Annotated in this window: 23 protein-coding genes; 9 read left to right on the forward strand and 14 right to left on the reverse strand. The window is 73.5% G+C overall.

The window, feature by feature from the left end; all coding sequences use genetic code 11:
- Positions 1–92 precede the first annotated feature (92 nt).
- Positions 93–2,171, forward strand: coding sequence for an NPCBM/NEW2 domain-containing protein (locus ACIBBF_RS04645; protein ID WP_397410985.1), 2,079 nt, complete (start codon positions 93–95; stop codon positions 2,169–2,171).
- 67 nt (positions 2,172–2,238) lie between these two features.
- On the opposite strand, the gene ACIBBF_RS04650 is transcribed toward ACIBBF_RS04645, so the two are convergent.
- Positions 2,239–3,102: a LysR family transcriptional regulator gene (locus tag ACIBBF_RS04650; RefSeq protein ID WP_397410988.1), complete on the reverse strand. Its 864-nt coding sequence runs from the start codon at positions 3,100–3,102 to the stop codon at positions 2,239–2,241.
- Positions 3,103–3,221: 119 nt separating this feature from the next.
- Between ACIBBF_RS04650 and ACIBBF_RS04655 the strand changes: the two genes are divergently transcribed.
- The gene (locus tag ACIBBF_RS04655; protein WP_397410990.1) at positions 3,222–4,088 is read left to right on the forward strand and encodes an aldo/keto reductase; all 867 of its coding nucleotides are present in this window, start codon (positions 3,222–3,224) and stop codon (positions 4,086–4,088) included.
- A gap of 31 nt (positions 4,089–4,119) precedes the next feature.
- Complete coding sequence (locus tag ACIBBF_RS04660) at positions 4,120–5,052, forward strand: aldo/keto reductase family oxidoreductase (RefSeq protein ID WP_397410992.1); 933 nt, start codon at positions 4,120–4,122, stop codon at positions 5,050–5,052.
- 444 nt (positions 5,053–5,496) lie between these two features.
- Here the strand turns inward: ACIBBF_RS04660 and ACIBBF_RS04665 are convergent, their stop codons facing one another.
- Positions 5,497–6,912 carry an FAD-binding oxidoreductase gene (locus ACIBBF_RS04665; protein WP_397410994.1) on the reverse strand — a complete coding sequence of 472 codons (1,416 nt, stop codon included), beginning with the start codon at positions 6,910–6,912 and terminating at the stop codon, positions 5,497–5,499.
- Positions 6,913–7,012: 100 nt separating this feature from the next.
- Here ACIBBF_RS04665 and ACIBBF_RS04670 point away from each other — a divergent pair, with 100 nt between their 5' ends.
- Positions 7,013–7,540, forward strand: coding sequence for a MarR family winged helix-turn-helix transcriptional regulator (locus tag ACIBBF_RS04670; protein WP_397410996.1), 528 nt, complete (start codon positions 7,013–7,015; stop codon positions 7,538–7,540).
- Positions 7,541–7,583: 43 nt separating this feature from the next.
- Here the strand turns inward: ACIBBF_RS04670 and map are convergent, their stop codons facing one another.
- Positions 7,584–8,360, reverse strand: a complete 777-nt coding sequence (gene map / locus ACIBBF_RS04675; protein WP_397410998.1) for a type I methionyl aminopeptidase — start codon at positions 8,358–8,360, stop codon at positions 7,584–7,586.
- Positions 8,361–8,439: 79 nt separating this feature from the next.
- Between map and ACIBBF_RS04680 the strand changes: the two genes are divergently transcribed.
- Together ACIBBF_RS04680 and ACIBBF_RS04685 are read left to right on the forward strand one after the other, a co-directional pair.
- Positions 8,440–8,706 carry a helix-turn-helix domain-containing protein gene (locus ACIBBF_RS04680; RefSeq protein ID WP_397411000.1) on the forward strand — a complete coding sequence of 89 codons (267 nt, stop codon included), beginning with the start codon at positions 8,440–8,442 and terminating at the stop codon, positions 8,704–8,706.
- Between the two features lie 79 nt (positions 8,707–8,785).
- On the forward strand, positions 8,786–10,228 hold the full coding sequence (locus ACIBBF_RS04685) for an MDR family MFS transporter (RefSeq protein ID WP_397411002.1): 1,443 nt from the start codon (positions 8,786–8,788) through the stop codon (positions 10,226–10,228).
- 10 nt (positions 10,229–10,238) lie between these two features.
- On the opposite strand, the gene dnaG is transcribed toward ACIBBF_RS04685, so the two are convergent.
- Both dnaG and ACIBBF_RS04695 read right to left on the reverse strand, forming a co-directional pair.
- Entirely contained in the window at positions 10,239–12,185 is a 1,947-nt protein-coding gene (dnaG, locus tag ACIBBF_RS04690) for a DNA primase (RefSeq protein ID WP_397411004.1), read from the reverse strand.
- 56 nt (positions 12,186–12,241) lie between these two features.
- Positions 12,242–13,114 carry a helix-turn-helix domain-containing protein gene (locus tag ACIBBF_RS04695; RefSeq protein ID WP_397411006.1) on the reverse strand — a complete coding sequence of 291 codons (873 nt, stop codon included), beginning with the start codon at positions 13,112–13,114 and terminating at the stop codon, positions 12,242–12,244.
- Between the two features lie 43 nt (positions 13,115–13,157).
- On the opposite strand from ACIBBF_RS04695, the gene ACIBBF_RS04700 reads away from it, so the two are divergent.
- Positions 13,158–13,610 carry a VOC family protein gene (locus tag ACIBBF_RS04700; RefSeq protein ID WP_397411008.1) on the forward strand — a complete coding sequence of 151 codons (453 nt, stop codon included), beginning with the start codon at positions 13,158–13,160 and terminating at the stop codon, positions 13,608–13,610.
- Between the two features lie 12 nt (positions 13,611–13,622).
- Here ACIBBF_RS04700 and ACIBBF_RS04705 read toward each other — a convergent pair whose 3' ends face one another.
- The 9 genes from ACIBBF_RS04705 to ACIBBF_RS04745 all read right to left on the reverse strand — a co-directional run bounded on the left by ACIBBF_RS04705 (position 13,623) and on the right by ACIBBF_RS04745 (position 22,416).
- Positions 13,623–14,912: a deoxyguanosinetriphosphate triphosphohydrolase gene (locus ACIBBF_RS04705; RefSeq protein ID WP_397411010.1), complete on the reverse strand. Its 1,290-nt coding sequence runs from the start codon at positions 14,910–14,912 to the stop codon at positions 13,623–13,625.
- A gap of 18 nt (positions 14,913–14,930) precedes the next feature.
- A complete protein-coding gene (locus ACIBBF_RS04710; protein WP_119143454.1) occupies positions 14,931–15,104 on the reverse strand; it encodes a DUF4236 domain-containing protein in 174 nt (57 codons plus the stop codon).
- 75 nt (positions 15,105–15,179) lie between these two features.
- Entirely contained in the window at positions 15,180–15,785 is a 606-nt protein-coding gene (locus ACIBBF_RS04715) for a response regulator (RefSeq protein WP_397411012.1), read from the reverse strand.
- Positions 15,782–17,026, reverse strand: a complete 1,245-nt coding sequence (locus ACIBBF_RS04720; RefSeq protein ID WP_397411014.1) for a sensor histidine kinase — start codon at positions 17,024–17,026, stop codon at positions 15,782–15,784. Before ACIBBF_RS04720 ends, ACIBBF_RS04715 begins: the two co-directional genes overlap by 4 nt.
- A gap of 13 nt (positions 17,027–17,039) precedes the next feature.
- Positions 17,040–17,723, reverse strand: a complete 684-nt coding sequence (locus ACIBBF_RS04725; protein ID WP_397411016.1) for an ABC transporter permease — start codon at positions 17,721–17,723, stop codon at positions 17,040–17,042.
- Complete coding sequence (locus ACIBBF_RS04730) at positions 17,720–18,502, reverse strand: ABC transporter ATP-binding protein (RefSeq protein WP_397411018.1); 783 nt, start codon at positions 18,500–18,502, stop codon at positions 17,720–17,722. The genes ACIBBF_RS04725 and ACIBBF_RS04730 overlap by 4 nt, the downstream gene beginning before the upstream one ends.
- 214 nt (positions 18,503–18,716) lie before the next feature.
- On the reverse strand, positions 18,717–19,628 hold the full coding sequence (locus ACIBBF_RS04735) for a sugar ABC transporter permease (RefSeq protein ID WP_397411020.1): 912 nt from the start codon (positions 19,626–19,628) through the stop codon (positions 18,717–18,719).
- Entirely contained in the window at positions 19,628–21,196 is a 1,569-nt protein-coding gene (locus tag ACIBBF_RS04740; protein WP_397411022.1) for an ABC transporter permease subunit, read from the reverse strand. The genes ACIBBF_RS04735 and ACIBBF_RS04740 overlap by 1 nt, the downstream gene beginning before the upstream one ends.
- Positions 21,196–22,416, reverse strand: coding sequence for an extracellular solute-binding protein (locus ACIBBF_RS04745; RefSeq protein WP_397411024.1), 1,221 nt, complete (start codon positions 22,414–22,416; stop codon positions 21,196–21,198). The genes ACIBBF_RS04740 and ACIBBF_RS04745 overlap by 1 nt, the downstream gene beginning before the upstream one ends.
- A 140-nt stretch (positions 22,417–22,556) precedes the next feature.
- Between ACIBBF_RS04745 and ACIBBF_RS04750 the strand changes: the two genes are divergently transcribed.
- Both ACIBBF_RS04750 and ACIBBF_RS04755 read left to right on the forward strand, forming a co-directional pair.
- A complete protein-coding gene (locus ACIBBF_RS04750; RefSeq protein ID WP_397411026.1) occupies positions 22,557–23,600 on the forward strand; it encodes a LacI family DNA-binding transcriptional regulator in 1,044 nt (347 codons plus the stop codon).
- A gap of 122 nt (positions 23,601–23,722) precedes the next feature.
- The gene (locus ACIBBF_RS04755) at positions 23,723–25,483 is read left to right on the forward strand and encodes a glycoside hydrolase family 13 protein (RefSeq protein WP_397411028.1); all 1,761 of its coding nucleotides are present in this window, start codon (positions 23,723–23,725) and stop codon (positions 25,481–25,483) included.
- The last annotated feature ends 10 nt before the right edge of the window (positions 25,484–25,493 follow it).

Raw genomic sequence — 25,493 nt, forward strand, 5'->3', positions numbered from 1 at the left:
TCTGCATTCCCCCGGACCGGGGCCGGCGGAATGCTGGGCGGGTTCCTCCCCTCGGCCCCCCCGGCCGAGCCGACGACGACGTCAGGAGACCGATGTTCACCGTACGGACCTGGGTGGCGCGAGCGAGCGCCGCCCTGCTCACCACGGCGCTGGCCGCGGCCGGGCCGGCGGGCGCCGCCTTCGCCGCCCCGGCCGTGCCCGCCGGACCTGCGGCGCCCGGTCCCAGCCCCACGCCCTACCAGGGCTGGAACACCTACTACGGCCTGGGCGGCGACTTCACGGCCGACGAGGTCCTGGACGTGGCCGACTTCCTGGTGTCGTCCGGCCTCGCGGAGGCGGGCTACGACATCGTGTGGCTCGACGGCGGCTGGCAGGCCGACGTGCCGCGCGGCACCGACGGCCGCCTCCAGGGCGACCCGGACCGGTTCCCCGACGGCATGGCGGCGCTGGCCGACGAGATCCACGACCGCGGCCTGCGCGCCGGCATCTACACCGACGCCGGCCCGTACATCCCGGGCACGTGCGGGCTGGGCAGCGGCGGCCACTACCAGACCGACGCCGACACCTTCGCCGAGTGGGGGTACGACGCCGTCAAGGTCGACTTCCTGTGCGGCATCACCGCCGACCTGGACCCGCAGGAGGCGTTCACCGAGTTCGCGCAGGCGCTGCGGAACAACAGCTCCGGCCGGTCGATGATCTTCAACCTCTGCAACCCCGTGACGTCGCCCGACTGGGGCGACTACCCGGAGGAGCAGCAGTCGACCTGGTCGTGGACCTACGCACCCGAGATCGCGGAGTCGTGGCGCACCTACACCGACGTCGGGTTCGTGGGGCAGATCCAGTTCAAGGACGTGCTGCGCAACTTCGACGCGAACGCCCGGCACCCCGAGGTCGCGGGGCCGGGACACTTCAGCGACCCGGACTACCTGGGCCCGGAGCTCGGCATGACCACCGAGGAGTTCCGCACCCAGATGTCGCTCTGGACCGTCGCGGCCGCGCCGCTGGTCATCTCCAGCGACCCGCGCACGCTGAGCCGGGAGTCCCTGGACATCCTGCTCGACGACGACGTGCTGGCGATCGACCAGGACCCGCTCGGCGTCCAGGGCACCCGGGTGGGCCCGGTCGGCACCACGGAGACCTGGGCCAAGCCGCTGGCGGACGGCTCCGTCGCGGTCGCGCTGCTGAACCGCGGCGACCGGGCCGCCGAGGTGGCCACGACCGCCCGTGACCTGGGGCTGCGCAGCCGAGCGTTCGAGGTGCTGGACACCTGGACGGACGCCCGCACGCAGTCGGCCGGGACGATCCGGGCCGCGGTGCCCGCGCACGGCGCGGCGCTGCTGCGTGTCACACCGTCCCGGGCCGACGGCGCCCCGCGGCTGGTCGCCGCGCCGCCGGTCTTCACGGCCGTGGGAGCCGACGACATCGCGCCGACCACCGACGTGCTGGCCGCCGCCGGCGACCGGCTGACCACGCAGGTGACGCTGCACAACGACGGCAGCACCCCGGTACGTGACCCACGCGTCGTGCTCGACGCGCCCGAGGGCTGGACGGCGCGCCCGTCCGGCAGCACCCCGCGGACCGTCCGGCCGGGTACCTCGGCCACGGTGTCCTTCACCCTGACCGTCCCGGCCGGCACGCCCACCGGCGGCTACGACGTCGCCGCGTCCGTCTCGTCTGCCGGCGGCCCGGCCGTGACGACGCCGCCGGCCCGGGTGACCGTCGCGCCCTCGGCACCGTCGGGTGGCGACGTGGTGCTCTCGCGGCACCCGTGGGTGAGTGCGAGCAGCGGCTGGATGGAACCCACCGTGGACCAGAGCGTCGGTGGTGGCTCACCCCTGACGGTCGCCGGCGTCGTGCACCCGGCCGGGATCGGCGTCGCGAGCCCGTCCACGGTCCGGTACTACCTCGGCGCCGCGTGCACCGCGCTGACCGGCAGCGTCGGCATCGACGACGTCGTCGGCACGGTCGGCCCGGAGGGCGGCACGGCGACGTTCGACGTCGTCGGCGACGGCGCGACCCTCTGGAGCAGCGGCACGGTGGAGCGGGGCGCGGCGGTCGCGCTCGACGTGGACGTCACGGGAGTCCGCGACCTGTCGCTCCGGGTGGGCGACGCGGGCGACGGCGGCTACAACGACCGCGCCGACTGGCTCTCCCCGACCCTCACCTGCTGACCCCGTTGAGTGCTGGACATTCGCCCTCTTGGCACACCGAAAAGGGCGAATATCCAGCACTCGACGGTCAGGGCTGGGCGTCCGACAGGAGTTCCGTCAGGTGCGGGGCCGGTGAGTTGCGGTCCGGGGTCGTGACCAGCGAGACGATCCAGTCCCCGGCGCCGTCCGGCGCCACCGGGACCGCCACCAGGCGGGCGGCCTGCGGCTTGGCCGCGACGTGCCGCGGCACGACGGCGACGCCGAGGCCGCGGTCGACCAGGTCCAGCAGCGTGTGCACGTCGTTGACCGTGAACCGCACGCGGCGGCGCACCCCCCGCGCGGTGAACGCGTCGTCGTTGAGCTGGCGGATCGCCCACGACGGGTGGAAGTCGATGAAGCTCTCGCCGCCGAGGTCGGCCCGGTCCACGGCCGCGCGGGCGGCCAGCGGGTGGTCGGGCGGGCACAGGAGCACCACCGGCTCCTGACCGAGCACGGTGCGCGGCAGCACGCCCACATGGTCGGCCGTCGCGACGAACGCCGCGTCGAGGTCGCCGTCGCGCACCCCGGCCAGCAGCTCGTGCGAACCCGCCTGCTGGAACGCGATCTCCACGCGCGGGTAGCGCCGGTGGAAGCGTTCCAGCAGTGTGGCGACGTCGACGACGCCGAGGCACTGCTCCGCGCCCACCCGCAGCGTGCCCGCGAGCTCGCGCGAGACCTGGACCACCGCGTCGCGCGCCTCCGTCGCAGAGGAGAGCATGGAACGGGCGAACGGCAGGAGCGCCAGGCCCGCCTCGGTGGGCTCGACCCGGCGGGTGGTCCTGGTGAACAGCTTGGTGCCCAGCTCGACCTCGAGGTTGCGGATGGCGGCCGACAGGCCGGACTGGGAGACGCCGGTGAGCTCGGCGGCCCGGGTGAACTGCCGTTCGTCCGCGAGGGCCACGAGGTATTCCATCTGACGCAGTTCCATTGAGCACTACCAGTTCTAGGAATGATGATCCACAGTTGTTGGACTTCTAGGTTACGGCTTCCTAGTCTCAGGTCCGAACACGTCGCGACACAAGGAGAGAACTCATGCAGCTCCGCACCATCGGCGGCCGTTCCGTCTCCGCGATCGGCCTCGGCGGCATGCCGATGTCGATCGAGGGCCGGCCGGACCGCGACCGTTCGATCGCCACGATCCACGCCGCCCTCGACGCCGGCGTGACCCTGATCGACACCGCGGACGCCTACCACCTGCACGCCGACGAGGTGGGGCACAACGAGGCGCTCATCGCCGAGGCCCTGCGGTCCTACGGCGGCGACACCTCGGACGTCCTGGTCGCCACCAAGGGTGGCCACCTGCGGCCCGGGGACGGGTCCTGGACCAAGGACGGCCGGCCCGAGTACCTCAAGGAGGCCGCGAAGGCGTCGGCCAAGCGGCTCGGGGTCGAGGCCATCGGCCTGTACCAGTTCCACCGCCCCGACCCGGCCGTGCCCTACGGCGACTCCGTGGGCGCCATCCGTGACCTGCTCGACGAGGGCGTCATCGAGCTGGCCGGCATCTCGAACGCGAACCCCGACCAGATCCGCGAGGCCAACGAGATCCTGGGCGGCCGCCTGGTGTCCGTGCAGAACCAGTTCTCGCCGCGCTTCCGCTCCTCGCTGCCGGAGCTGGAGCTGTGCGCCGAGCTGGGCATCGCGTTCCTGCCGTGGAGCCCGCTCGGCGGCATCTCGCTGGCCCGCTCGGGCGAGCTCGGCACCGAGTACTCGGCGTTCCAGGAGATCGCGGACGCGCACGGCGTCTCGCCGTTCCGGGTGACGCTCGCCTGGGAGCTGGCGCTGGCGCCCGTCGTCGTGCCGATCCCCGGGGCGTCGCGCCCGGAGAGCATCCGCGACTCCGCGCAGGCACCCGACCTGACCCTCACGGCGGACGAGGTCGCCCGCCTGTCGGCGGCCTGAGCCCCACCGCACCCACCACAGGAGAGAACCCGTGAAGACCTTCACCCTGCCGGGGACGGACCTCACCGTCCCGAACGTCGTGCTCGGCCTCATGCGCATCCAGGAGAAGACCGACGAGGAGGTGCGCACCCTGGTCAAGACGGCCCGGGACGCCGGCATCTCGTTCTTCGACCACGCCGACGTGTACGGCTCCGGCCCGCACGGCTGCGAGAAGCGGTTCGCCGAGGCCATGCAGCTCACGCCGTCCGAGCGCGAGCAGATCGTGCTGCAGACAAAGGCCGGCATCGTGCGCGAGGGGCCGTACTTCGACTACTCGTATGAGCACCTCGTCGAGTCGGTGAACGGCTCGCTGGCCGCGCTCGGGACCGACTACATCGACATCCTGCTGCTGCACCGCCCGGACGCCCTCGTGGAGCCGGACGAGGTGGCGCGGGCCTTCGACGACCTGTCGGCCGCGGGCAAGGTGCGCGCGTTCGGCGTCTCGAACCACACGCCCGGCCAGATCGAGCTGCTGCGCAAGTCCGTGACGCAGCCCCTGGTGGCCAACCAGCTCCAGCTCTCGGTGACCCACGCGCCCCTGGTGGCGCAGGGCGTGGCCGCGAACATGCAGGGGCTGGACCAGTCGATCAGCCGGGACTCCGGCACGCTCGACTACTGCCGCCTGCACGACATCACCGTGCAGGCCTGGTCCCCGTTCCAGGCCGGCTTCTTCAACGGCACCTTCCTGGGCTCGCCGGACTACCCGGAGCTGAACGCCGTGATCGACCGGCTGGCCCAGAAGTACGACGTGCCGGCCATCGCGATCGCCACCGCGTGGATCACGCGCCACCCCGCGCAGATGCAGGTGGTGCTCGGCACGACCAACCCGGAGCGGGTCGCGGGTGCCGCGCTCGGGTCGGAGGTGCCCCTGACGCGTGCCGAGTGGTACGAGATGTTCCGGACGGCGGGGTACACGGTTCCCTGACGCGCGCGGGCGGTGTGGCCGCGCGGGCGGTGCGGCCGTGCGGGCGGTGCGGCCGTGCGGGCGGTGCGGCCGTGCGAGCGGTGCGGCCGTGCGAGCGGTGCGGCCGTGCGAGCGGTCCGTGCGGGCGGTCCGGCCGCGCGGCCGACGACGAGACCGGCGCCCGGGAACCTGCCCCACGGGGGTGTGTTGCGCTCCGTAGACAACGTCTACCGCGTGCAACACACCCCCGAAGCGCAGGTTCCTCCGCGGTTGTGTTGCGCTCCATAGACAACGTCTACCGCGTGCAACATACCCCCGTAGGGCAGGTTCCTCCGAGGTTGTGTTGCACACAGTAGACAACGTCTACTGTGTGCAACACACCTCCGCGGGGCAGGTTCCTCCGGGACGCTCCCGCCGGCCCGGACCCGGCCCGACCCAAACCCGGACCCGGCCGGGCCGACGCCGTCAGGGCCTGACGTTGTGGTTCGACGCGAAGAGGTTGCCGGGGTCGTACTCCCGCTTCACCTCGCGCAGCCGGGCGAGCGTCGCCTCCGGGTAGGCGTTGCGGACGTCCTCCTCCGTGGCGGCCCCCATGAAGTTCACGTAGCCGCGGCCGGCGACGCCGAGCGCCGACGCCGCCGACGCCACCCACTCCTGGGTCACGGGCAGCGCCTCGGCCGCCGGCGCGCTCCCGCCCACCGTCACCATGAAGGCCGGGTCGCGGTGCGCGAAGGCCGTCGCCGCCGGGTCGACCCGGCCGATCGCGCCACCCATGGGCCGGATGTTCACCGCGGCCGGACCGGCCGCCCCGGACACGGCCTCGATCGCGGCGGCGGCCCAGTCCTCGTCAGGCGCCCAGACCCCCTGGCCGAGGAACCCGGTCCGCGCGTCGCCGACCCCGCCGGCCGGCGGACCGCCCGCACCCTCGAACATGGCGGCGTACGGCAGCTCGCGGACGCCGTCGAGCACCGGGCCGAGCGCACGCAGCGGCGCGAGCGCCTCGTCCGCCGCCGCGGACGTGCCCGAGTGGACCAGCAGCGCCATGAGCACCGGCGTGCCGTGCAGCTCGGCGGGGATCATCGGCGCGGGCGGGGCGACCATCACGTTGATCATGCCCGCGAACTCCTCCGGGCCCTCGGCGAAGGCACGCAGGATGGTGGCCAGCCCGGCCGGCGTCGGCTCCCACATCATCATGCCGCCCGTGACGGTACCGACCTCCCGCAGCCGCAGGTCCAGACGCGTCACGACGCCGAAGTTGCCGCCGCCACCACGCAGCGCCCAGTACAGGTCCGGGTTCTCGTCCGGACCGGCCTCCACCACCTGGCCGTCCGCGAGCACCACCTGTGCGCCCAGGAGGTTGTCGAGCGTGAGGCCGTCGCGCCGGCTGAGGTAGCCGATCCCGCCGCCGAGCGTGATGCCGCCGACGCCGACGGTCGCGGTGTCGCCGAACCCCGTGGCCAGGCCCTGGGCACCGGCTGCCGCCGTGTAGGCACCCGCGAGCACCCCGCCCTGCGCACGGCCGACGCCGGCCGCGGCATCGATCTCGACGCCGTCCAGGAGCCGGAGGTCGAGCACGAGGCCGCCGTCGACCAGGGCGTGCCGGGCCTGGTGGTGGCCGCCGGCGCGCACCGCGAGCGGCAGCCCCGCGTTGCGGGCGACGGCCAGCGCCGTGCCGACCTCCGCGGTGCTGCGCACGCGCGCGATCGCCGCCGGGATCCGGGGCGGACCGCCCACGAACACGGTCGCCGCCTCGGCGAACCCGGCCGCCGCCGGGGTGAGCAGGCGGTCGCCGAGAGCGGCCGCGAGCGGGGCGAGGGCGCGCTCCAGCGCCTCGGGAGAACGTGGTGCGGTGGTGCCGGTGGTGCTGTCGTGCGTGGACATCTCAGGGCCTCCGGGGGGTCGGGTACTGCCTCGAGCAACGTTAGACATCTAAGGATTAGGCGTCAACGCATTTCGGCGTGGGGCGAACTACGCTGCCTCCATGGCACCGAACGGGCGGCCCGACGGCCAGTCAGACGCGACCGACCACCCGGCGACCGGGCCGACACCCGTCGCGGTCGCCATGTGGCAGTCCGTGCAGCGCGTGATGCGCGCGTTCGACGCGCTCCTGTCCGAGCAGGGCGGGAGCTGGCAGGTCTGGCACATCCTGCTCGCCCTGCACCAGGGCACGCCCGCCACCCAGCGCGAGCTCGCGCGCGCCGTGGGCATCCGCGAGGCGACCATGACGCACCACCTGCGCTCCATGGAGGACCGCGGGCTGATCGCCCGCACCCGGGACGCGTCGAACCGCCGGGTGCAGCGCATCGAGGTCACCGAGTCCGGCGAGGCGCTCTACCGCCGGCTCAAGTCCGCGGCCATCACCTTCGACCGCACGCTGCGGGACGCGATCGGCGGCCGCGAGGGGGACGTCGACGCGTTCTTCGGCACGCTCTGCCGGCTCGCCGACTCCGTGCCGGACGACGGCCGCGGCGCCGTGCCGGAGGGCATCCCCGGCAACCGGAGCGCCTGACCCGGCACGACCCGCGGCCGGGTCGAGATCCTGGTCGCGGCCTCTAGGCCGACGTCGGCAGCGTGAGGATCTCCGCACCGTCCGGCGTGATCGCGATCGTGTGCTCGCTGTGCGCGGTGCGGCAGCCGGTCGCGCTGCGCAGGGTCCAGCCGTCGGCGTCGACCACGAGCTCGTCGGTGTCGGCCATGACCCAGGGCTCCAGCGCCAGCAGGAGGCCGGGGCGCAGCCGGTACCCGCGGCCGGGCCGCCCGGTGTTCGAGACGTGCGGGTCCTGGTGCATCGTCGAACCGATGCCGTGCCCGCCGAACTCCGTGTTGATCGGATAGCCCGCCCCGCCCAGGACGGTGCCGATGGCGTGCGAGACGTCGCCGAGCCGGGCGCCGGGCCCCGCAGCGGCGATCCCGGCGGCCAGGGCCCGCTCGGTCACGTCGATCAGCGCGACGCTCTCCGGGGGCCGCGCGTCACCCACCACGAAGCTCACGGCGGAGTCGGCGGCGATGCCGTCGAGCAGCACGGCCAGGTCGAGGGTCAGCAGGTCACCGTCGGCGAGCGCGTAGTCGCGGGGCATCCCGTGCAGCACCGCGTCGTTCACCGCGGTGCAGACGTAGTGGCCGAACGGTCCGCGCCCGAACGACGGCGCGTAGTCGACGTAGCAGGACTGCGCACCCGCCTCCTCGATCAGCTCCCGGGTCCACCGGTCGAGGTCCAGCAGGTTGGTGCCGACCACGCTCCGGCTGCGCAGGGTCCGCAGGATGTCCGCGACCAGGGCGCCGGTGGCGCGCGCCCGGGTCAGCTCGGCGGGGTTCAGGATCTCGATCATGGGGGCCTTTCCACGGCACGTCCGACAGTTCTCCCAATAACTATACCGGCCATGTCATACCGGTACTACTATCGGAGCCATGGTCAGGTTGCCGCTCACCCCCGCCGAGGTCGAACGAGGGCAGCGTCTCGGCGCCCTGCTGCGCCGCGCCCGGGGAGACCGCCCGATGCTCGACGTCGCGCTCGCGGCCGGCGTCTCGCCGGAGACGCTCCGGAAGATCGAGACGGGCCGCATCGCCACACCGGCCTTCCCGACCATCGCGGCCATCGCCGACGTCCTGGGCCTGTCGCTCGACGAGCTGTGGTCCGGGGTCAACCGGCCCGCCCGCGAGCCGCTCGCCTCGTGACCCCCGGGGCTCCCGCGGGAATAGGAGATGCCCCGGGCAACTTTGCATGTGTCGTGCAGCACACCCGGAGTCCCCAGCCATGACCACGTCCGAGACCTCGTCGGCCGAGGCAGCCACCGACACCAGGCTCGGCCTGCGCGGCGACCGCGGCCCGATCCTCGGTGCGCTGATGCTCGCCACGGCGCTGGTCGCGCTCGACGCCACGATCCTCGCCACGGCCTCGACCACCATCGCGCGCGAGCTGGGCGCGTTCGAGCAGGTGCCATGGCTCTTCTCCGCCTACACGCTGGCCCAGGCCGTGACCGTGCCGGTGTACGGACGGCTGGCGGACGTGTTCGGCCGCAAGCGCGTGATCCTGGCCGGGATCGCCCTGTTCGTGCTCGGCTCCGTGCTGTGCGCGGTGGCCTGGAGCATGCCGGCGCTGATCTGGTTCCGGGTGCTGCAGGGCCTGGGCGCGGGCGCCATCCTGCCGATGTCGATGACGATCACCGGCGACATCTACACGCTCGCCGAGCGCGCGAAGACGCAGGGCTACATGGCCAGCGTGTGGGCCGTCTCCTCCGTGCTCGGCCCCACCCTCGGCGGCGTGTTCAGCCAGTTCGTGAGCTGGCGCTGGATCTTCTGGGTCAACCTGCCGATCGGCGCGGCGGCCCTGCTGGCCCTCTGGCTCCGGTTCCACGAGAAGGAGCGCGACGGCGCCCGCGAGCCCGTCGACTACGTGGGCGCGGTGCTGCTCACGGCGGGCAGCACGCTGCTCGTGCTCGGCCTGCTGGAGGGCGGTCACGCCTGGGGCTGGGCGTCGGCGCCGTCGATCGGCATCTTCGGCGCCGCGGTGGTGCTGCTGGCGGCGTTCGCCGTGTCGGCGCGGCGCACCGCGCACCCGATCTTCGACCTGCGGCTGCTGCGGCGCCGGGTCGTGGGTGCCTCGACGGCGGCGTCGCTGATGGTCGGCGTCATCACCCTCGGGCTGTCCACCTACGTGCCGATCTACGCGCAGGGGGTGCTCGGCGTCGGGCCGCTCGTGGCCGGGTTCGCGCTGGCCGCGCTCACGCTCGGCTGGCCCATCGCGGCCACGCTGTCGGGGCGTGTCTACCTGGCCATCGGGTTCCGCTGGACCAGCCTCATCGGCTCCGTGGTCGTGCTGACGGGCGCCCTGCTCACGCTCGTGCTCGACGCGGGCTCAGCCGTCTGGCAGATCTCGGTGGCCGTGTTCGTGATCGGCCTGGGCATGGGCCTGGTGGCGGTGCCCACGCTGCTCGCCGCCCAGCACAGCGTGGGCTGGGGCGAGCGCGGCGCGGTGACGGCGACCAACATGTTCGCCCGGTCGATCGGCCAGGCCGTCGGCGTCGCGGCGCTCGGCGCGGTGGTCAACGCCCTGACGGTGGTGGGCCCGGACGGCACGCCCGAGGGCGCGGGCCTGGCCAGCGCGATGCACCTGGTGTTCTGGTGCGTGGTGGGCTGCGCGTCGCTGATGATCGGCACGGTGCTGCTGCTCCCCCGCGACCGCCCGGCGCCGGCCTGAACCAGGGCGGCTACGCGCTCTCGCGGAGGGTGCGGCGCTCGGCCTCGATCGCCAGGAGCTCGGCGAACGCCGCCTGGTAGGCCTCCGTGTCCGACGGGTCCAGCCGCTGCAGGCGGCTGCGCGCGTCGGCCACGCGCCGCATCAGCCCCATGTCCACCACCCGGCGCACGACGCCCTCGACGAAGGCCGCGATGGCCGTCTCCCGGTCCTCCGGGAGCGAGGCCACGGAGAGCTGCGTGACCAGGCCCGCGACGGTCTCGGAGGCCTGGTCCAGCACGGCCGCGACCCACTGCGCGGCCGACGTGTCCCGCCCGGCGGCGACGCCCCCGGCCGCCCGGATCGCCGTGTGCACCGCGCGCCACGCGGGAACCGCGAAGGCGTCCTCGCCCAGGTCGTCGAACGACGGCGGCACGTGCTGCGGGTACTGCAGCACCGCCACCAGTGCGAGCCGCTCGTCACGGGCCACGGGGTCGCGCGGGTCGGGTGCGGGCACCTGGGGCACGCCGCCCGACGCGGGCCGGCGGTCGCCGTCCGCCCCCGGTCCGGCAGGGCCGCCGGACGACGCCGCGGTGGCCGGCGCGTCCCGCAGGGACGGTGTGCTCGCCGCACGCTGGATCTCCCGGACCACGGCGCGCTCGTCGGTGCCGATCCAGCCCGCCAGCAGGCGCGCGTACTCGGGACGCAGCGCGGTGTCCCGGATGCCCGCGATGATCGGGGCGGCGGCACGGAGCGCGCCGACCCGGCCCTCGGCGGTGTCGAGGTCGAACTCGTCGAGCTTGCTGCGCACCACGAACTGGAAGAGCGGCACCCGCCCGTCCACGAGGGCGCGCACCGCCTCGGGGCCGTTCGCCATGCGCAGGTCGCACGGGTCCATGCCGCTGGGCTCGACGGCCACGAACGTCTGCGCGAAGAACCGCTGGTCCTCGCCGAAGGCGCGCACGGCGGCCTTCTGCCCGGCCGCGTCGCCGTCGAAGGTGAAGATGATCTCGCCGCCGAGCGAGGCACCGGACTTGAGCTGGAGCCCGCCGCCCGCGGTCGTGTCGCCCAGCAGACGCCGCACGACCTTGGCGTGGTCGGCGCCGAACGCGGTACCGCACGTCGCCACCGCGGTCGTGACACCGGACAGGTGCGCCGCCATGACGTCCGTGTACCCCTCGACCACCACGACGCGCTTGCCGCGGGCGATCTCGCGCTTGGCGAGGTCGATGCCGTACAGCACGTGCGACTTCTTGTAGAGGCTGGTCTCCGGGGTGTTGAGGTACTTGGGGCCCTGGTCGTCCTCGAACAGGCGGCGGGCACCGAAACCGATCACCGCGCCCGTCACGTCGCGGATGGGCCACATGACCCGGCCGCGGAACCGGTCGTAGATCCCGCGCTGGCCCTGTGACATCAGCCCGCTCGCCACGAGCTCCGCCTGGGTGAAGCCCCGGCCCTGGAGGTGACGCTGGAGCGCGTCCCAGCCCTTGGGGGCGAACCCGACGCCGAACCGCTCGGCGTCGGACCGGTCGAAGCTGCGCTCGGCCAGGAACGCGCGGGCCGCGGCCGCGTCGGGGCCCATGAGCTGCTCGGCATAGAACTCGGCCGCCACGCGGTGGGCCTCCAGCAGGCGCTGCCGCTTGCCGGGCTCCTCGCGCGGGCGGGCGGAGCCGCCCTCCTCGTACCGGAGCTGCACGCCGGTCTTGCCCGCGAGGTACTCGATGGCCTCGGTGAAGCTCAGCCCGTCCATCTTCATGACGAACTCGATGACGTCGCCGCCCTCACCGCACCCGAAGCAGTGGTACCGCCCGACGCTGGGGCGCACGTTGAAGCTGGGGCTGCGCTCGTCGTGGAAGGGGCACAGACCCACCAGCGCGCCGACCCCGGCGGGCTTGAGGGTCACGTGCGCCGAGACGATCTCGTCGATCCGCGCGCGCTCACGGACCAGGTCCACGTCCTCACGTCTGATCAGCCCGGCCACGCTCCGAAGTCTATGCTCGCGCGGCGGGGCCCGAGGCCGCCGTCCACACCTCCGGCTCAGCCGAGGGCGGCCGCGCAGGTGCGCGCGTACTCGCCCGGCGCGACGCCGACCGCCCGGACGAAGTCCCCCGTGAAGTGCGCCTGGTCGTAGTAGCCGACGGCGGCGGCCAGCCCCGCGAGGTCCAGCGCCGGATCCCGCCCCAGCAGCTCCGCGGCCAGGTGCACGCGGTGCCGCTGGAGCACCCACTTGGGGCTCACGCCCACCCAGTCGGCGAACAGCCGCTGCAGCGAGCGGGGCGTGGTGCCGAGCCGGGTCGCGAGCGCCGCTACGGTCGTGCCCGGCACGGCGTCGGCGACCGCGGCGAAGGCCTCGGCAAGCGTGGCCAGGGCCGCCGTCGAGCGGGGCGTGCGGGTGCGTTCCGCGGCGGCGAGGAGCAGCGGGGTGACGGTCCGGACGGCGTCGTCCGGGCGGCCGCGGCAGGCCTGGGCGATGGCCTCGGCCCCGGTGCGGTCCGCCGTCGGGCCGAGCACCAGGGCCGGGCCGACGGCGCCCCGCTCCCCCGGGCGATCCAGGCCGAGCAGGGCCCGGTATCCGCCGGGCCGCAGCTTGGTGCCGACCACGCCGCCCGCGCCGGACAGGGTGCGCCGGTCGACGGCCGCCGCCGGCATGGCGTAGGCGAGGAAGCCGGTGTGCTCGGCGACGACCTGGCCCACCGGGTGCGGCACCACCGCCTGCGTGAACGTGGCGCCGGGCGGCAGGTCCCAGGTGATCACCCAGTGCCAGTCCACGAGGTCGGCCAGCCCCGGGTCCGGGTCCACGCGCGCCAGCACGAACCGGTCGCGCGCCCGCGCGGGGTTGACGATGCCGAGGGTCGGCCCGTCGTCGAGGGCCTGGGTGACGGGCGGGGCGCCGTCGAACACCTGTCGCATTCTTCCAAGACTGGCACACCGGCGCCGCGGCAGCATCGACGGCATGAAGAACTCAGCCCTGCACCCCAACATCGCCGTGTCCGACGCCCGTGCCGCCATCGCGTTCTACGAGGCGGCGCTCGGTGCCGAGACGCTCGACGTGATCACGGCGGGCGACGCCGTGATCCACTCCGACCTGATCCTGCGGTCCGCGGCCGGCGAGTCGACGTTCACCGTCGCCGGCGCGTTCCCGCCGGACTCCGTGGCACCCGAGCCGGGAGAGCCCACGCACGCGAGCTTCACCGTCCCGGTCGACGACACGGACGCCGCCTACGCCCGGGCCGTCGAGGCCGGGGCGAGCAGCATCGCCGAGCCCGCCGACTGGTTCGAGGGGTTCCGGCAGGCGGCCGTACGCTGCCCGTTCGGGCACCGCTGGTACTTCGTGACGGTCGCGGAGTCGGTGACCGCGCAGGACGTGCAGCAGGCCAGCGACGCCTGGGTCGCGGCCCGGGACTGACCGCCGCGACGCTCAGGCGGGGGCCACGAGCCGCCCGTGCAGCGCCAGCGCCGACAGGTCGGTCAGCGACGCCACCTGGTCGACCACCACGCGCAGGCGCGCCGCGTCGTCGGACGCGGCGCGCCAGTCGGCGGCGAACGGCGCCTCCAGGTCGAGGGGCGCACGGTCGGCCAGGACGTGGACAAGGTCCGCGAGGATCTCACGCTCCCGCAGGTAGCGCGGCTCCTGCCCGCGCGGTGCCATCACGTAGGCCACGGCGATGCCCTTGAGCGCGAGGATCTCGTGCTCGGTCTCGTCGGGCACCACGAGCCGGGCCGCGTAGCGCGTGAGGGCGCCGTCGCCGTACTCGGCGCGCGTCGCGTCGATCGCCGCGCCGATGAACCGGCCGATGAGCTGGCTCGTCATGTCCTTGAGCGAGGCCAGGGAACGGCGCGACCCGTCGAAGGCCCGCACCAGGTGCCCCTCACCGCGCAGGTACTCCTGCAGCCGCCCGATCGCGGCGTCGACGGCGTCGGCCCGGTACCACTCGCCATACCAGGACCGCACGTACTCGGCCACGCGCGCCCGCTCCTCGGCGTCGGCCATGAGGTCCAGGTCGATGCGGCCGGCCACGACGCCGTCCTCGACGTCGTGCACCGAGTAGCTGATGTCGTCGGCGAGGTCCATGACCTGCGCCTCCAGGCACTTCACGCCGTCGGGCGCATCCTTGCGGAGCCAGGTGAAGACGGGCAGGTCGTCGGGGTAGACGCCGAACTTGCGGCTCGCGGTCCCGTCGGGCCGCGCGGGGCCGGCCCCGTAGGCCCACGGGTACTTGACGCTCGCGTCGAGGCTCGCGCGGGTGAGGTTGAGGCCGGCGGGGGTGCCGTCGTCGGCAAGGACCTTGGGCTCCAGCCGGGTCAGGAGGCGCAGGGTCTGCGCGTTGCCCTCGAAGCCGCCGATCGGCTCGGCGATCTCCGCGAGCGCCGTCTCGCCGTTGTGCCCGAAGGGCGGGTGCCCCAGGTCGTGGGTGAGGCAGGCGGTGTCCACGACGTCGGGGTCGCAGCCCAGGGAGCGGCCCATGCCGCGGCCCACCTGGGCCACCTCGAGGGAGTGGGTCAGGCGGGTGCGTACGAAGTCGTCGTGCCCCGCGCCCAGGACCTGGGTCTTGGCGCCGAGGCGCCGCAGCGCGGAGGAGTGCACCACGCGCCCGCGGTCACGCTCGAACGGGGTCCGGGCCTGCGACTTGGGCGGTTCTGTCACCCAGCGCTCGACGTCCTGCGCGCTGTACGACGGCGGGATGCTCTTCCCGGCGGGTTGCTCCACGCCGCCACTCTAGTCCGGCTACTTGTTGTTGCTGTACCAGCTCAGTCCGCCGGGCAGGTTGATGGAGTGCTTCTTGGTCTTCGAGTTCCAGGTCCAGGGACCGATCTTGAAGCTCATGGACGACAGGCCCCGCTGGGTGATGTTGAACTTGAGCGGGCCGAGCGACAGCCGCTTGCGATACCGGATTCCCATGATCCTGACTTTCCTCCTCGGGTCGGGGCAAAGCGTACCGAACTGCGCTAGCCCGGCAAAACGAATGTTCGCCCCTCAGAGCCAGCCGTTCTCCCGCGCGATCCGGACCGCCTCGGCGCGGGTGCGCGCCCCGGTCTTGCCGATCGAGGACGACAGGTAGTTGCGCACGGTGCCCTCGGACAGGTACGCCTCCGCGGCGATCCCCGCGACGGTGCCGCCGTCGGCCGCGAGCGCCAGCACGTGCGCCTCCCGGTCCGTGAGCGGGCTGGCGCCGACGGTCAGCGAGGCGACGGCCAGGTCCGGGTCCACCACGCGCAGGCCCGAGTGCACCCGGCGCACGGCGTCGGCGAGCAGCTCGGCGGGCGTGTCCTTGACCACGAACCCGCTCGCACCGGCGTCGAGCGCCCGGCGCAGGTAGCCCGGGCGACCGAACGTGGTGACGATCAGCGAGCGGCAGCCCGGCACCTGCTCCCGGAGGACGGCGGCCACCGCGACGCCGTCCAGGCCCGGCATCTCGACGTCGAGCAGCGCCACGTCGACGGCGTGCTCGCGGACGGCCTCGACCACCTCGTCGCCGCGTCCCACCTGCGCCACGACGTGCAGGTCGGGTTCGAGGTCGAGCAGGGCGGCGACGGCACCGCGCACGAGGGCCTGGTCGTCGGCGAGGAGGAGGCGGATCATGTGTCGCCCTCCGGGTGGGCGTCGGTACGGGAGCGGGCAGCGTCGCGGCGGGCGAGACCGGGGGGCTCCGCGGGGCGCGGGTACGTCACCGCGAGCCGGAAGCCGCCGCCCGGGCGGGGGCCCGCCTCCAGGACCGCACCGGCCCCGCGCGCCCGGTCCGCAAGACCGGGCAGGCCGTGTCCGCCGGCGGCCGGTGTCGGGCCGCCCGGGGTGGGGCCGCCGTCGCCCGGTCCACGCCCGTCGTCCTCGACGGCGAGCTCCTCGGCGCTCACCGTGATCCGCACGTGCCGTGCGTCCGCGTGCCGGAGCACGTTGGTGGAGCCCTCGCGCAGCACCCAGGCGAACAGCTCGCGGCGTTCGGCCGGGACGACGTCGACCGCGCCCGGCAGGTCGGCCTCGATCCCGGCGGCGTCGAGCGCGGAGCGCGCCGTGGCCAGCTCCCCCGCGAGCGAGGCGCGGCGCTCGTCCGCGATCATGGCGCGCACGTCGGCCAGGGCGGAGCGGGCGAGGGACTGGACGTCGGCCAGCTCGTCGGCCGCACGCTCCTGGGCGGCACCAGCCCTGAGCAGGCGTCCGGCCAGCTCCGCCTTCACGGAGATCACGGTGAGCGAGTGACCCAGCACGTCGTGCATGTCGCGGGTGATGCGCTCCCGTTCGCGGAAGGTGGCGAGCGCCGCCACCTCCTCCTGTGCCCGGCGGAGCTGCCGGTTGCGTTCCATGCCCTGCATCATGGCGAGCACCGCGACCCCGCCGAGCAGGGCGGCGACGGCGCCGGCGTCGTCGGGCCGCCAGCCCGGGAGCACCCGCGGCAGACCGACCATGGCCAGCACACCGAGACCGACGATCCAGGCCGCGGCCGTGCGCGGCACGAGGTAGGTCGCGGCGAGGAACACGAAGATCGCCGTGGCGAGGCCCTCCTCGCGGGCGGCGAGGCAGACCAGGACGACGCACACCACCTGCCCGCCGAGGACCGCGGCGGACAGGGCCGGCACCGGACGGTCGAGCCGGGCGCGGTAGCGGACCGCCACCCAGCCGAACAGGACGGCGAGGCCGGCGAGCCCGGCGACACCGGCCACCGCCGCCGGCCGCGGGGCCGCGAGGACCGCCGTGACCGTGTCCCGCAACAGGGTGACGGCGAGCACGACCCCGGCGGCGACACCGATCCGGGTACGACGGCGCCGGGCCTCCTCGGCCTGCGCCGTCGTCCGGGGCATCCGTACGTCCGCTGTCGCTGTGGTCACGGGCATCACCGTGTCACACACGAGACGTGTCGCGGCGGAAGCGCCACGCGGCACCGGCCACGAACAGGGCCGTCCAGACGGCGACGTTCACCACGGCCCAGCCGTCCAGCTCGCCGCTCAGCGGCGCCCTGGCCAGCACGGCCGCGCCCCAGGTCGGCGCGTACGGTGCCACGTCGCCGAGCACGCCGCCCAGCGGTACGAACAGCCCGCCGGCGACGGCGAGCAGCGTGACCACGGGGCTGAGCACGCGGGTCACGGCCTCCACCGGCAGCAGGTAGCCCGCGAACAGGCCGAGCGCGGCGAACGGCGCCGAAACCAGCCAGCCCACCAGTGCGCAGCCCACCCAGGCGGCGACCGGCATCCGCACGCCCTGCAGGGCGCCGAAGGCGAAGGTCACGACCATCGACAGGCCCCCGAGCGTCATCGACGCCAGCACCTTCGTGATCGCGTAGGCGCCGGGCCGCAGCGGGGTGAGCCGGAGCTGGCGCGTCCAGCCCTGCGCGCGCTCCGCGGCGACGCTCGCCCCGCCGGTGGCCGTCGCGAGGACCGCGCCGTACAGCGCGACCGACACCAGCAGCCCCGGCTCGTCCATGCCGACGATCACCAGCACCGCCGGCGGCAGCACCAGCGCGAGCAGGTAGCTGCGCCGGTCACGGAAGGTCCGGCGCACCTCCAGGGCGAGATAGGTGGTGCTCATCGCGCACCTCCCCCGGCCGGCGTCCCGGCCCCTACCGAGGTGACCTGGACGAACGCGTCCTCCAGCGTGCGCACGCCGACCTGGTCCTTGATCTGCTGGGCGGTGCCGTCGGCGACGACCCGGCCGCGGCTGACCATGACCACGCGGTCCGCGTAGAGCTCGGCCTCGTCCAGGTAGTGGGTGGCGAAGACGACGGTGCGCCCGCGGGCGGCGTCGTCCCGGACGGCGGACCAGAACTGGCGGCGGCCCATGACGTCCATGCCCGTCGACGGCTCGTCGAGGAACAGCAGGTCGGGTTCGGAGACGAGCGCCATCGCGAACCGCAGCCGTTGCTGCTGGCCGCCCGAGCACTTGCCCACCGGGCGGCGTTCGAGGTCGGCGATGCCCGCCCGCTCCAGGCAGGCGGTGACGTCCTGGTCGGTGCCGAACAGCGCGGCGGTCAGCCGTACCGTCTCGCCCACCGTCAGGTCGCGCAGCAGCCCACCCGTCTGCATGACGGCGGCGACCCGCCCCGCGGCGACGGCGTCGGCCGGGGTGCTGCCCAGCACGCTGACCGTGCCGGAGGTCGGCCGGGTCAGGCCGAGGGCCAGGTCGATGGTCGTGGTCTTGCCCGCGCCGTTCGGCCCGAGGAACGCGACGACCTCGCCGCGCCCGACGCGCAGGTCGAGGCCGTCCACGGCCCGGACGGTGCCGCCGCGGCCACGGAACTCCTTGACGAGGCCGCGGACGTCGAGCGCCGGCGTGCTCCCGTGCTGGCTCGGTGCTGGTGTCTGTGTCATGCCTCCAGGCTGGTCCCGCCCGGGGCGCGGCACGTAGGCCGTGCGTCACCGGCCGGACATGACATCCGTCATGGGGGGCCGGGAACCGCCACCGCGCAGACGGGTTGCACTGAGTAGACGTTGTCTACACAGCGCAACCCGTGCCCGCGGGGCACCTTCCCGGGCACGCGCTCGGCGTGCGGCAGCCGGGTCGGCGCGAGGCGGCCGGACGCGATCAGCCCTTGACCGAGCCTGCCGTCAGCCCGCCCACGATGTACTTCTGGAGAAAGAGGAACAGCGCGAGCACCGGCACGGCCGAGACGACCGCACCCGCCGTGAACAGCCCCCAGTTGGCGTCCTGGAGCGACGAGACCCAGCCGTAGAGCCCCACGGCCAGGGTCCAGTTCTCCTCCGACTGCAGCAGCACCCGGGCGATGATGAACTCCCCGAAGGTGCTGATGAAGCTCAGCAGCCCCACCACGGCGAGGATCGGGGCGGTCAGGCGCAGCACGATGGTCCAGTAGATCTGGGCGTGCGTGGCGCCGTCGATCTTCGCGGCCTCGTCGATCTCGCGCGGCACGGTGTTGAAGAACCCGTACATGAGGAACGTGTTCACGCCGAGCGCGCCGCCCAGGTACACGCAGATCAGCGAGAGCTTGGAGTCCAGGCCGAGGCCGGGCACCACGTTCCCGAGCGAGATGAGCAGCAGGAAGATCGCCACGAACGCGAGCATCTGCGGGAACATCTGGATCACGAGCAGGGCCGTGAGCCCCACGCGGCGGCCGCTGAACCGGAAGCGCGAGAAGGCGTACGCGGCGGCGGCCCCCATGAGCACCGTCCCGGCACCCGTCGCGACCGCCACCACCAGGGTGTTGGCCATCCAGGTCCAGAAGCGCGTGCCGGCCAGGGCCGCGTAGTTGGCACCCGACACCGACGCGAACAGGTCGTTCGAGCCGGTGAGCGTGCCGCCGTCGGCCAAGGAGGCCGAGACCACGTAGACCAGGGGGAAGCCGGCGTACAGGACGGCCAGCACGCCGACCACGTGCCGCCAGCCGATCTCGGAGAACCAGCGCCGCGCCGTCGGACGCCGGGTCAGCGGCTGCCGGGCCGCGGCCGCCGGGCGGGCCGGGGGAATCGTCGTGCTCATCAGGCGATGTCCTCCAGGGAGCGGGTGCGCCGGAACGCGAGGGCGGAGATGGTCGCGACCACCACGAAGATGACGATCGACAGGGCGCTGGCCAGGCCGTAGTCCTTGGCCGCCGTGCCGTCGAGGCCGGAGACGGAGTACACCATCGAGATGAGGATGTCGGTGTGCCCCAGCGGCACCGAGGCGTCGTCGAACCGCGGGCCGCCGCCCGTGAGCATGTAGATCAGCGTGAAGTTGTTGAAGTTGAACGCGAACGACGAGATGAGCAGCGGCGCCGTCGCGACCAGCAGCAGCGGCAGCGTGATGGACCGCCACGTGCGCCAGCGGCCGGCTCCGTCGATCTTCGCGGCCTCCAGCACGTCCGTCGGCAGGGACTGCAGGGCGCCCGTGCAGATGAGGAACATGTACGGGAAGCCCAGCCAGAGGTTCACGCCCAGGACCGCGAGCTTGGCGAGCACCGGGTCGGTGAGCCACGGGATCGACGCCCCGCCGAGCAGCACCTCGTTGACGAACCCGTAGGACCGGTTGAGCAGGCCCGACCACAGCAGGGCCGCGAGGAACCCCGGGATCGCGTACGGCAGGATCACGAGCGTCCGGTAGACCCGGCGGCCGCGCAGGCGCGCGTCGTTGAACGCGATCGCCAGGAACAGGCCGAGCAGGAACGTGGACGCGACGGACAGCACGGCGAACGCGAAGGTCCACAGCAGGATCTTGCCGAACGGGCCGGCGTACCGGTCGTCGCCGAACGCCGTGACGAAGTTGTCGAAGCCCACCAGGACGCGCCAGCCCACGGGCAGCGTCGTGCCGTCGGCGGCCTCGAACTGGCCGTCGTCGTTGGGTGCGTACGTCATCCCGGTGGTCGTGTCGGTCATCGTGTCGGACGCCGCGTCGTAGGTCAGCGTGGACGTGAAGACGTACCCGGTGCGGGCGTCCTGCGTGCGGACCGAGCCGTCGTTCGGGTCGTCCGAGACGGGCACGCGCAGCGCGGTGACCTCCTGCTGCCGCTCCAGCACGGCGGTGTACTCCAGCACGTCGTACCCGGGCAGCGCGGTGACCCGGCCCGCCTCGACGGTCGCGCCGTCCACGACCTCGAGGGGCCGGTCGGCCGTGCCGGCCTCCACCACGCCGTCCGGCGCGACGACGGCGAAGCCGAGCGTGTCGCCGTCGGCCACGACGGTCAGGGGTGACGAGGGTGAACCCTCCACGCGGCGCTCGTTCTGCACCAGGAGGGCCTCGATCGCCTGCTCCTTGGTGGAGTTGTGCCCGTCGCCGTAGTTCGTGAACGCGACGTAGCCCGTGTAGGCCACCACGTACACCTGGTAGACGAGCAGGAACGCGAGGCCCGGCAGGATGTACTTCAGCGGCAGCGCGCGCTTGGAGAAGTAGGCCCAGTTGGCCACCAGCAGCAGCGCCACCATGGCGGCCAGGACGCCCCAGGACCCGGCGCCCCACGCGGCCAGCACCGCGTAGACGCCGAGGGCGTCCACCAGGGCGATGAGGACGAGCTTGACGAGGAACCCGGGGCTCCAGCCGGTCCGGCCGGAGCCCCGGGTCACCGGTGCGTACATCAACCGATCTCGCCCTGGATGTCGGCGACCATCTTGTCCCAGGCCTTGGCCGGGTCGGACTTGCCGGAGACGATCGCGGCCTCGGTCACGCCCCAGTACGCCCACACGGCACCCATCTCGGGCAGCGACGGCATCGGGACGGCGTCGGCGCCGACCTCGCGGAAGCCCGCGGTGATCGGGTCCTCGGAGGCGGTGTCGGCAGCCTCGATGAGGGCCGGCGGACGGTCGCCCGCCTCGTACAGCGCGAGCTGCGCCTCGGGGGTGGCCATGTAGTTGACCAGGAAGTCGTTCGCGAGCAGGGCGTTCTCGCTCTGCGCGCTCACGTAGAAGCCGGCCACGCCCACGAACGGCCTCGCAGGCTCGCCACCGGCGCTGGGGATCGGGTCGATCGCCAGGTCGAGGTCGCCGAACGACTCCAGCATCCACGGGCCGCCCACGATGAAGGGCGACTCGCCCTTGGCGAAGGCCGCCAGCGCGATGTCGTACGTGACGTCGGTGCTCAGGTTGCCGGCCTCGCCCTGCTCCGCGAGCCACTCGGCGAACGCCGTGCCGCCCTCGCCGCCGAGCGCGAGCTCGGGCTTGTACGAACCGTCCTCGTTCTGCTCGAAGACCGGGGCGCCGAACGACGTCTGCAGCGGGTAGAAGGTGTAGGGGTCACCCTCGGTGGAGGTCTGGATCAGCAGCGGGTACTTCGTCCCGGCGTCCTTGCCGGCCGCGATCGCGTCGTCCCAGGTGGCCGGGGCCTCGGGGGCGAGCTCCGTGTTGCGGATCAGCGCGATGTTCTCCACCGCGTAGGGCAGGCCGTAGACCTGGCCGTCCTGCGTGAACGCCGAGACGGAGACGGGCTCGAAGGCGTCGGCCGTGTCGCCGAGCTCGATCGGGGCCACGACGCCGTTGGTCGTGAGCTCGCCCAGCCAGTCGTGCGCGCCGACCGTGATGTCCGGGCCCTTGCCCGTGGGGACCTGCGCCAGGAAGTCGGGGCGGATGTCCTCGAAGTTCTTCAGGACCACCTCGACCTTCGCGCCCGTGGCCTCCTCGAAGCCGGCGGCCGCGTCCTCGACGGCGGCCTGGCGGGTCTCGTCGACCCAGACGGTGAGGGTCGCGCCCGCCCCGTCCAGTGCGGTCGACTCCTCGGCCGCTGGTTCGTCCGCGCCGCCCGAGCAGGCGGCCAGCGCCAGCGTCGCGGTCAGCGCGGCGGCGGTCAGGATGCTCCGTCGCATCGTCACTCCTGATGGTTCGCGGCCCGTGGCGGGCCTGGTGTGGGGTGCTCGAACCGTACGGGGCGGAGCGGCAACCTTGCAAGCCGTTGCGATAAAGTTTCAGCATCGCTTGCAGACGTCACCCGGGACGAGGAGGTCACATGTCACCTAGGCTGCCAGGCGTGCGCACCCGACTGACCGACCTCGCCGAGCAGGCAGGGGTCTCCACCGCGACCGTGTCGCGCGTGCTCAACGGCAAGCCCGGCGTGGCCGGTGAGACACGTCAGGCGGTCCTCGCCGCCCTCGACGTGCTCGGCTACGAGCGCCCCTCCGCGCTGCGTGCCCGCCCCGCCGGCCTCATCGGCCTGGTGGTGCCCGAGCTGTCCAACCCGGTGTTCCCCGCGTTCGCGCAGGCCATCGAGTCGCAGCTCGCCTCGCGCGGGTACACGCCGCTGCTGTGCACGCAGTCCCCGGGCGGCACCACCGAGGACGAGTACGTCGAGACGCTCATCGACCACGCGGTGGACGGCATCGTCTTCGTCTCCGGCAAGCACGCCGACACCCGCGCCTCGACCGAGCGCTACCAGCGCCTGCGGGGGCGCGGGCTGCCGATCGTGCTGATCAACGGGTACGCCGAGGGCATCGACGCCCCGTTCGTGTCGCCGGATGACAGCGCGAGCATCGAGCTGTCCGTGCGGCACCTGGTGGCCCTCGGGCACCGTCGCATCGGCATGGCGATCGGCCCCGACCGGTTCGTGCCCGCCAAGCGCAAGATCGAGGCGTTCGTGGCCCAGCTCCTGCGGCACGGCCTGGCGGCCACCCCGGAGGAGGCGCGCGAGCACGTCAGCCTCACCCTGTACACCCTGGAGGGCGGCCAGGCCGCGGCCGGCGAGCTGTTCGACTCCGGTCACACCGCCGTAGTCTGCGGTTCGGACCTCATGGCGCTCGGCGCCGTGCGCGCGGCGCACGCCCGCGGCCTGTCGGTGCCCGACGACGTGAGCGTCGTGGGCTACGACGACTCCCCGCTGGTCGCGTTCACCGACCCTCCGCTGACCACCGTGCGGCAGCCCGTGGCCGACATGGCGCACGCGGCCGTGAGCGCCCTGCTCACCGAGATCCACGGCGAGCGGGCGCCTCGTTCGGAGCTGCTGTTCACCCCGGAGCTCGTGGTGCGCGGCTCGACGGGTGCGGCGCCGCACGCCTGAGCCTCCCAGAGACGGGCGCACCGCGCGGCGGTGCGCCCGTCGGCACGTGCGGGCGGAATCCTCCCGTACGCTTGCTGCAAGCGTTACACCGATAATCCCCCCGACCCGCGAGGACGCGACACGTGACACGTACTGCCCCGCTCACCACCGACGACCTCACCGCATCCGCCCCCGTCCACTCCCCCGCCGTCGGCGCCGAGTGGTGGCGCGACGCGGTGATCTACCAGGTCTACCCGCGCTCGTTCGCGGACGGGAACGGCGACGGGATCGGCGACCTCCCCGGCGTCACCGCCAAGCTGGACCACCTGAAGCAGCTCGGGGTGGACGCCGTCTGGCTCAGCCCGTTCTACCGCTCCCCGCAGAAGGACGCCGGGTACGACGTCGCCGACTACCGCGACATCGACCCGCTGTTCGGCACGCTGGCGGACTTCGACGAGATGCTGGCCGGCGCCCACGAGCGCGGGCTGAAGATCATCGTCGACCTGGTGCCCAACCACTCCTCCGACCAGCACGTCTGGTTCCAGGAGGCGCTGGCGGCGGCCCCGGGCTCGGCGGAGCGCGAGCGCTACATGTTCCGTGACGGGCGCGGACCGGCCGGCGAGGAGCCGCCGAACAACTGGCAGTCCATCTTCGGCGGCCCGGCCTGGACGCGGCTGGCCCCGCGCGAGGACGACGGCGAGCGCGGCCCGCAGTGGTACCTGCACCTGTTCGACTCCACGCAGCCCGACCTGAACTGGGAGAACCCCGAGGTCCGCGCCGAGTTCGAGGACGTGCTCCGGTTCTGGCTCGACCGCGGCGTGGACGGTTTCCGCGTGGACGTGGCGCACGGCATGGTCAAGGCGCCCGGCCTGCCCGACTGGGACGGCAAGGCCGCCATGGTCGAGGGCACCGTCGAGGGCCCGACCGATCCCGCCGCACCCGAGGACGGCTCCACGGGCGCCGGCAACAACGGCCCCATGTTCGACCAGGACGGCGTGCACGACATCTACCGCGCCTGGCACCGGGTGCTGGCCGAGTACGACGGCGACCGCTGCCTGGTCGCCGAGGCCTGGGTGGAGCCGCTGAGCCGCCTGGCCCGGTACGTCCGGTCCGACGAGATGCACCAGGCGTTCAACTTCTCGTTCCTCACCACGCCCTGGGACGCGGCGACGATGCGCACCGTCGTCAACGCGTCGCTGCGGACCATGGAGTCCGTCGGCGCTCCCACCACCTGGGTGCTGTCCAACCACGACGTGGTGCGGCACACGTCGCGCTTCGGCCTGGCGGAGATCGGCGGCCGCCAGCTCAACGGCATCGGCGCGAACGACCCGCAGCCCGACGCGGAGCTCGGCCTGCGCCGCGCCCGCGCAGCGACACTGCTGATGCTCGGCCTGCCGGGGTCGGCGTACCTCTACCAGGGCGAGGAGCTGGGCCTGCCGGACCACACCGCCCTGCCCGACGAGGTGCGCCAGGACCCGTCGTTCTTCCGCACCGGCGGCGCGGAGCCCGGTCGCGACGGGTGCCGCGTGCCGCTGCCGTGGGTCGGCGGTGCACCGGGCAACGGGTTCGGCCCCACCGGGAAGACCTGGCTGCCGCAGCCCGACGTCTACGCCGACCTGGCCGCCGACCGTCAGTACGGCGTGGCGGGCTCGACGTACGAGCTGTACCGCACGGCCCTGGGCCTGCGCCGGGCGGAGAAGCTCGGCACGAGCACGCTGGCCTGGGTGGACGCGCTGTCCGCGGACGCCGACGTGGTGGCCTTCCAGGTGGCCGGCGTGGTCGTCCTGGCCAACCTGGCGACGACGGCGCTGACGCTCCCGGCCGACGCCGAGGTGCTGGTCGCCTCGGGTGACCTGGTGGACGGCGTGCTGCCCGGCAACACCACGGTCTGGCTGCGCGCCTGACCGACGCCGG

Source organism: Promicromonospora sp. NPDC050880 (assembly GCF_044456525.1).
GTDB lineage: Bacteria > Actinomycetota > Actinomycetes > Actinomycetales > Cellulomonadaceae > Promicromonospora.

Coding starts and splice junctions, on each gene's coding strand:
- ACIBBF_RS04645 (WP_397410985.1), top strand. CDS start 93: ATGTTCACCGTACGGACCTGGGTGGCGCGAGCGAGCGCCGCCCTGCTC.
- ACIBBF_RS04650 (WP_397410988.1), bottom strand. CDS start 3,102: ATGGAATACCTCGTGGCCCTCGCGGACGAACGGCAGTTCACCCGGGCC.
- ACIBBF_RS04655 (WP_397410990.1), top strand. CDS start 3,222: ATGCAGCTCCGCACCATCGGCGGCCGTTCCGTCTCCGCGATCGGCCTC.
- ACIBBF_RS04665 (WP_397410994.1), bottom strand. CDS start 6,912: ATGTCCACGCACGACAGCACCACCGGCACCACCGCACCACGTTCTCCC.
- ACIBBF_RS04670 (WP_397410996.1), top strand. CDS start 7,013: ATGGCACCGAACGGGCGGCCCGACGGCCAGTCAGACGCGACCGACCAC.
- map (WP_397410998.1), bottom strand. CDS start 8,360: ATGATCGAGATCCTGAACCCCGCCGAGCTGACCCGGGCGCGCGCCACC.
- ACIBBF_RS04680 (WP_397411000.1), top strand. CDS start 8,440: ATGGTCAGGTTGCCGCTCACCCCCGCCGAGGTCGAACGAGGGCAGCGT.
- ACIBBF_RS04685 (WP_397411002.1), top strand. CDS start 8,786: ATGACCACGTCCGAGACCTCGTCGGCCGAGGCAGCCACCGACACCAGG.
- ACIBBF_RS04695 (WP_397411006.1), bottom strand. CDS start 13,114: ATGCGACAGGTGTTCGACGGCGCCCCGCCCGTCACCCAGGCCCTCGAC.
- ACIBBF_RS04700 (WP_397411008.1), top strand. CDS start 13,158: ATGAAGAACTCAGCCCTGCACCCCAACATCGCCGTGTCCGACGCCCGT.
- ACIBBF_RS04710 (WP_119143454.1), bottom strand. CDS start 15,104: ATGGGAATCCGGTATCGCAAGCGGCTGTCGCTCGGCCCGCTCAAGTTC.
- ACIBBF_RS04715 (WP_397411012.1), bottom strand. CDS start 15,785: ATGATCCGCCTCCTCCTCGCCGACGACCAGGCCCTCGTGCGCGGTGCC.
- ACIBBF_RS04725 (WP_397411016.1), bottom strand. CDS start 17,723: ATGAGCACCACCTATCTCGCCCTGGAGGTGCGCCGGACCTTCCGTGAC.
- ACIBBF_RS04730 (WP_397411018.1), bottom strand. CDS start 18,502: ATGACACAGACACCAGCACCGAGCCAGCACGGGAGCACGCCGGCGCTC.
- ACIBBF_RS04735 (WP_397411020.1), bottom strand. CDS start 19,628: ATGAGCACGACGATTCCCCCGGCCCGCCCGGCGGCCGCGGCCCGGCAG.
- ACIBBF_RS04740 (WP_397411022.1), bottom strand. CDS start 21,196: ATGTACGCACCGGTGACCCGGGGCTCCGGCCGGACCGGCTGGAGCCCC.
- ACIBBF_RS04745 (WP_397411024.1), bottom strand. CDS start 22,416: ATGCGACGGAGCATCCTGACCGCCGCCGCGCTGACCGCGACGCTGGCG.
- ACIBBF_RS04750 (WP_397411026.1), top strand. CDS start 22,557: ATGTCACCTAGGCTGCCAGGCGTGCGCACCCGACTGACCGACCTCGCC.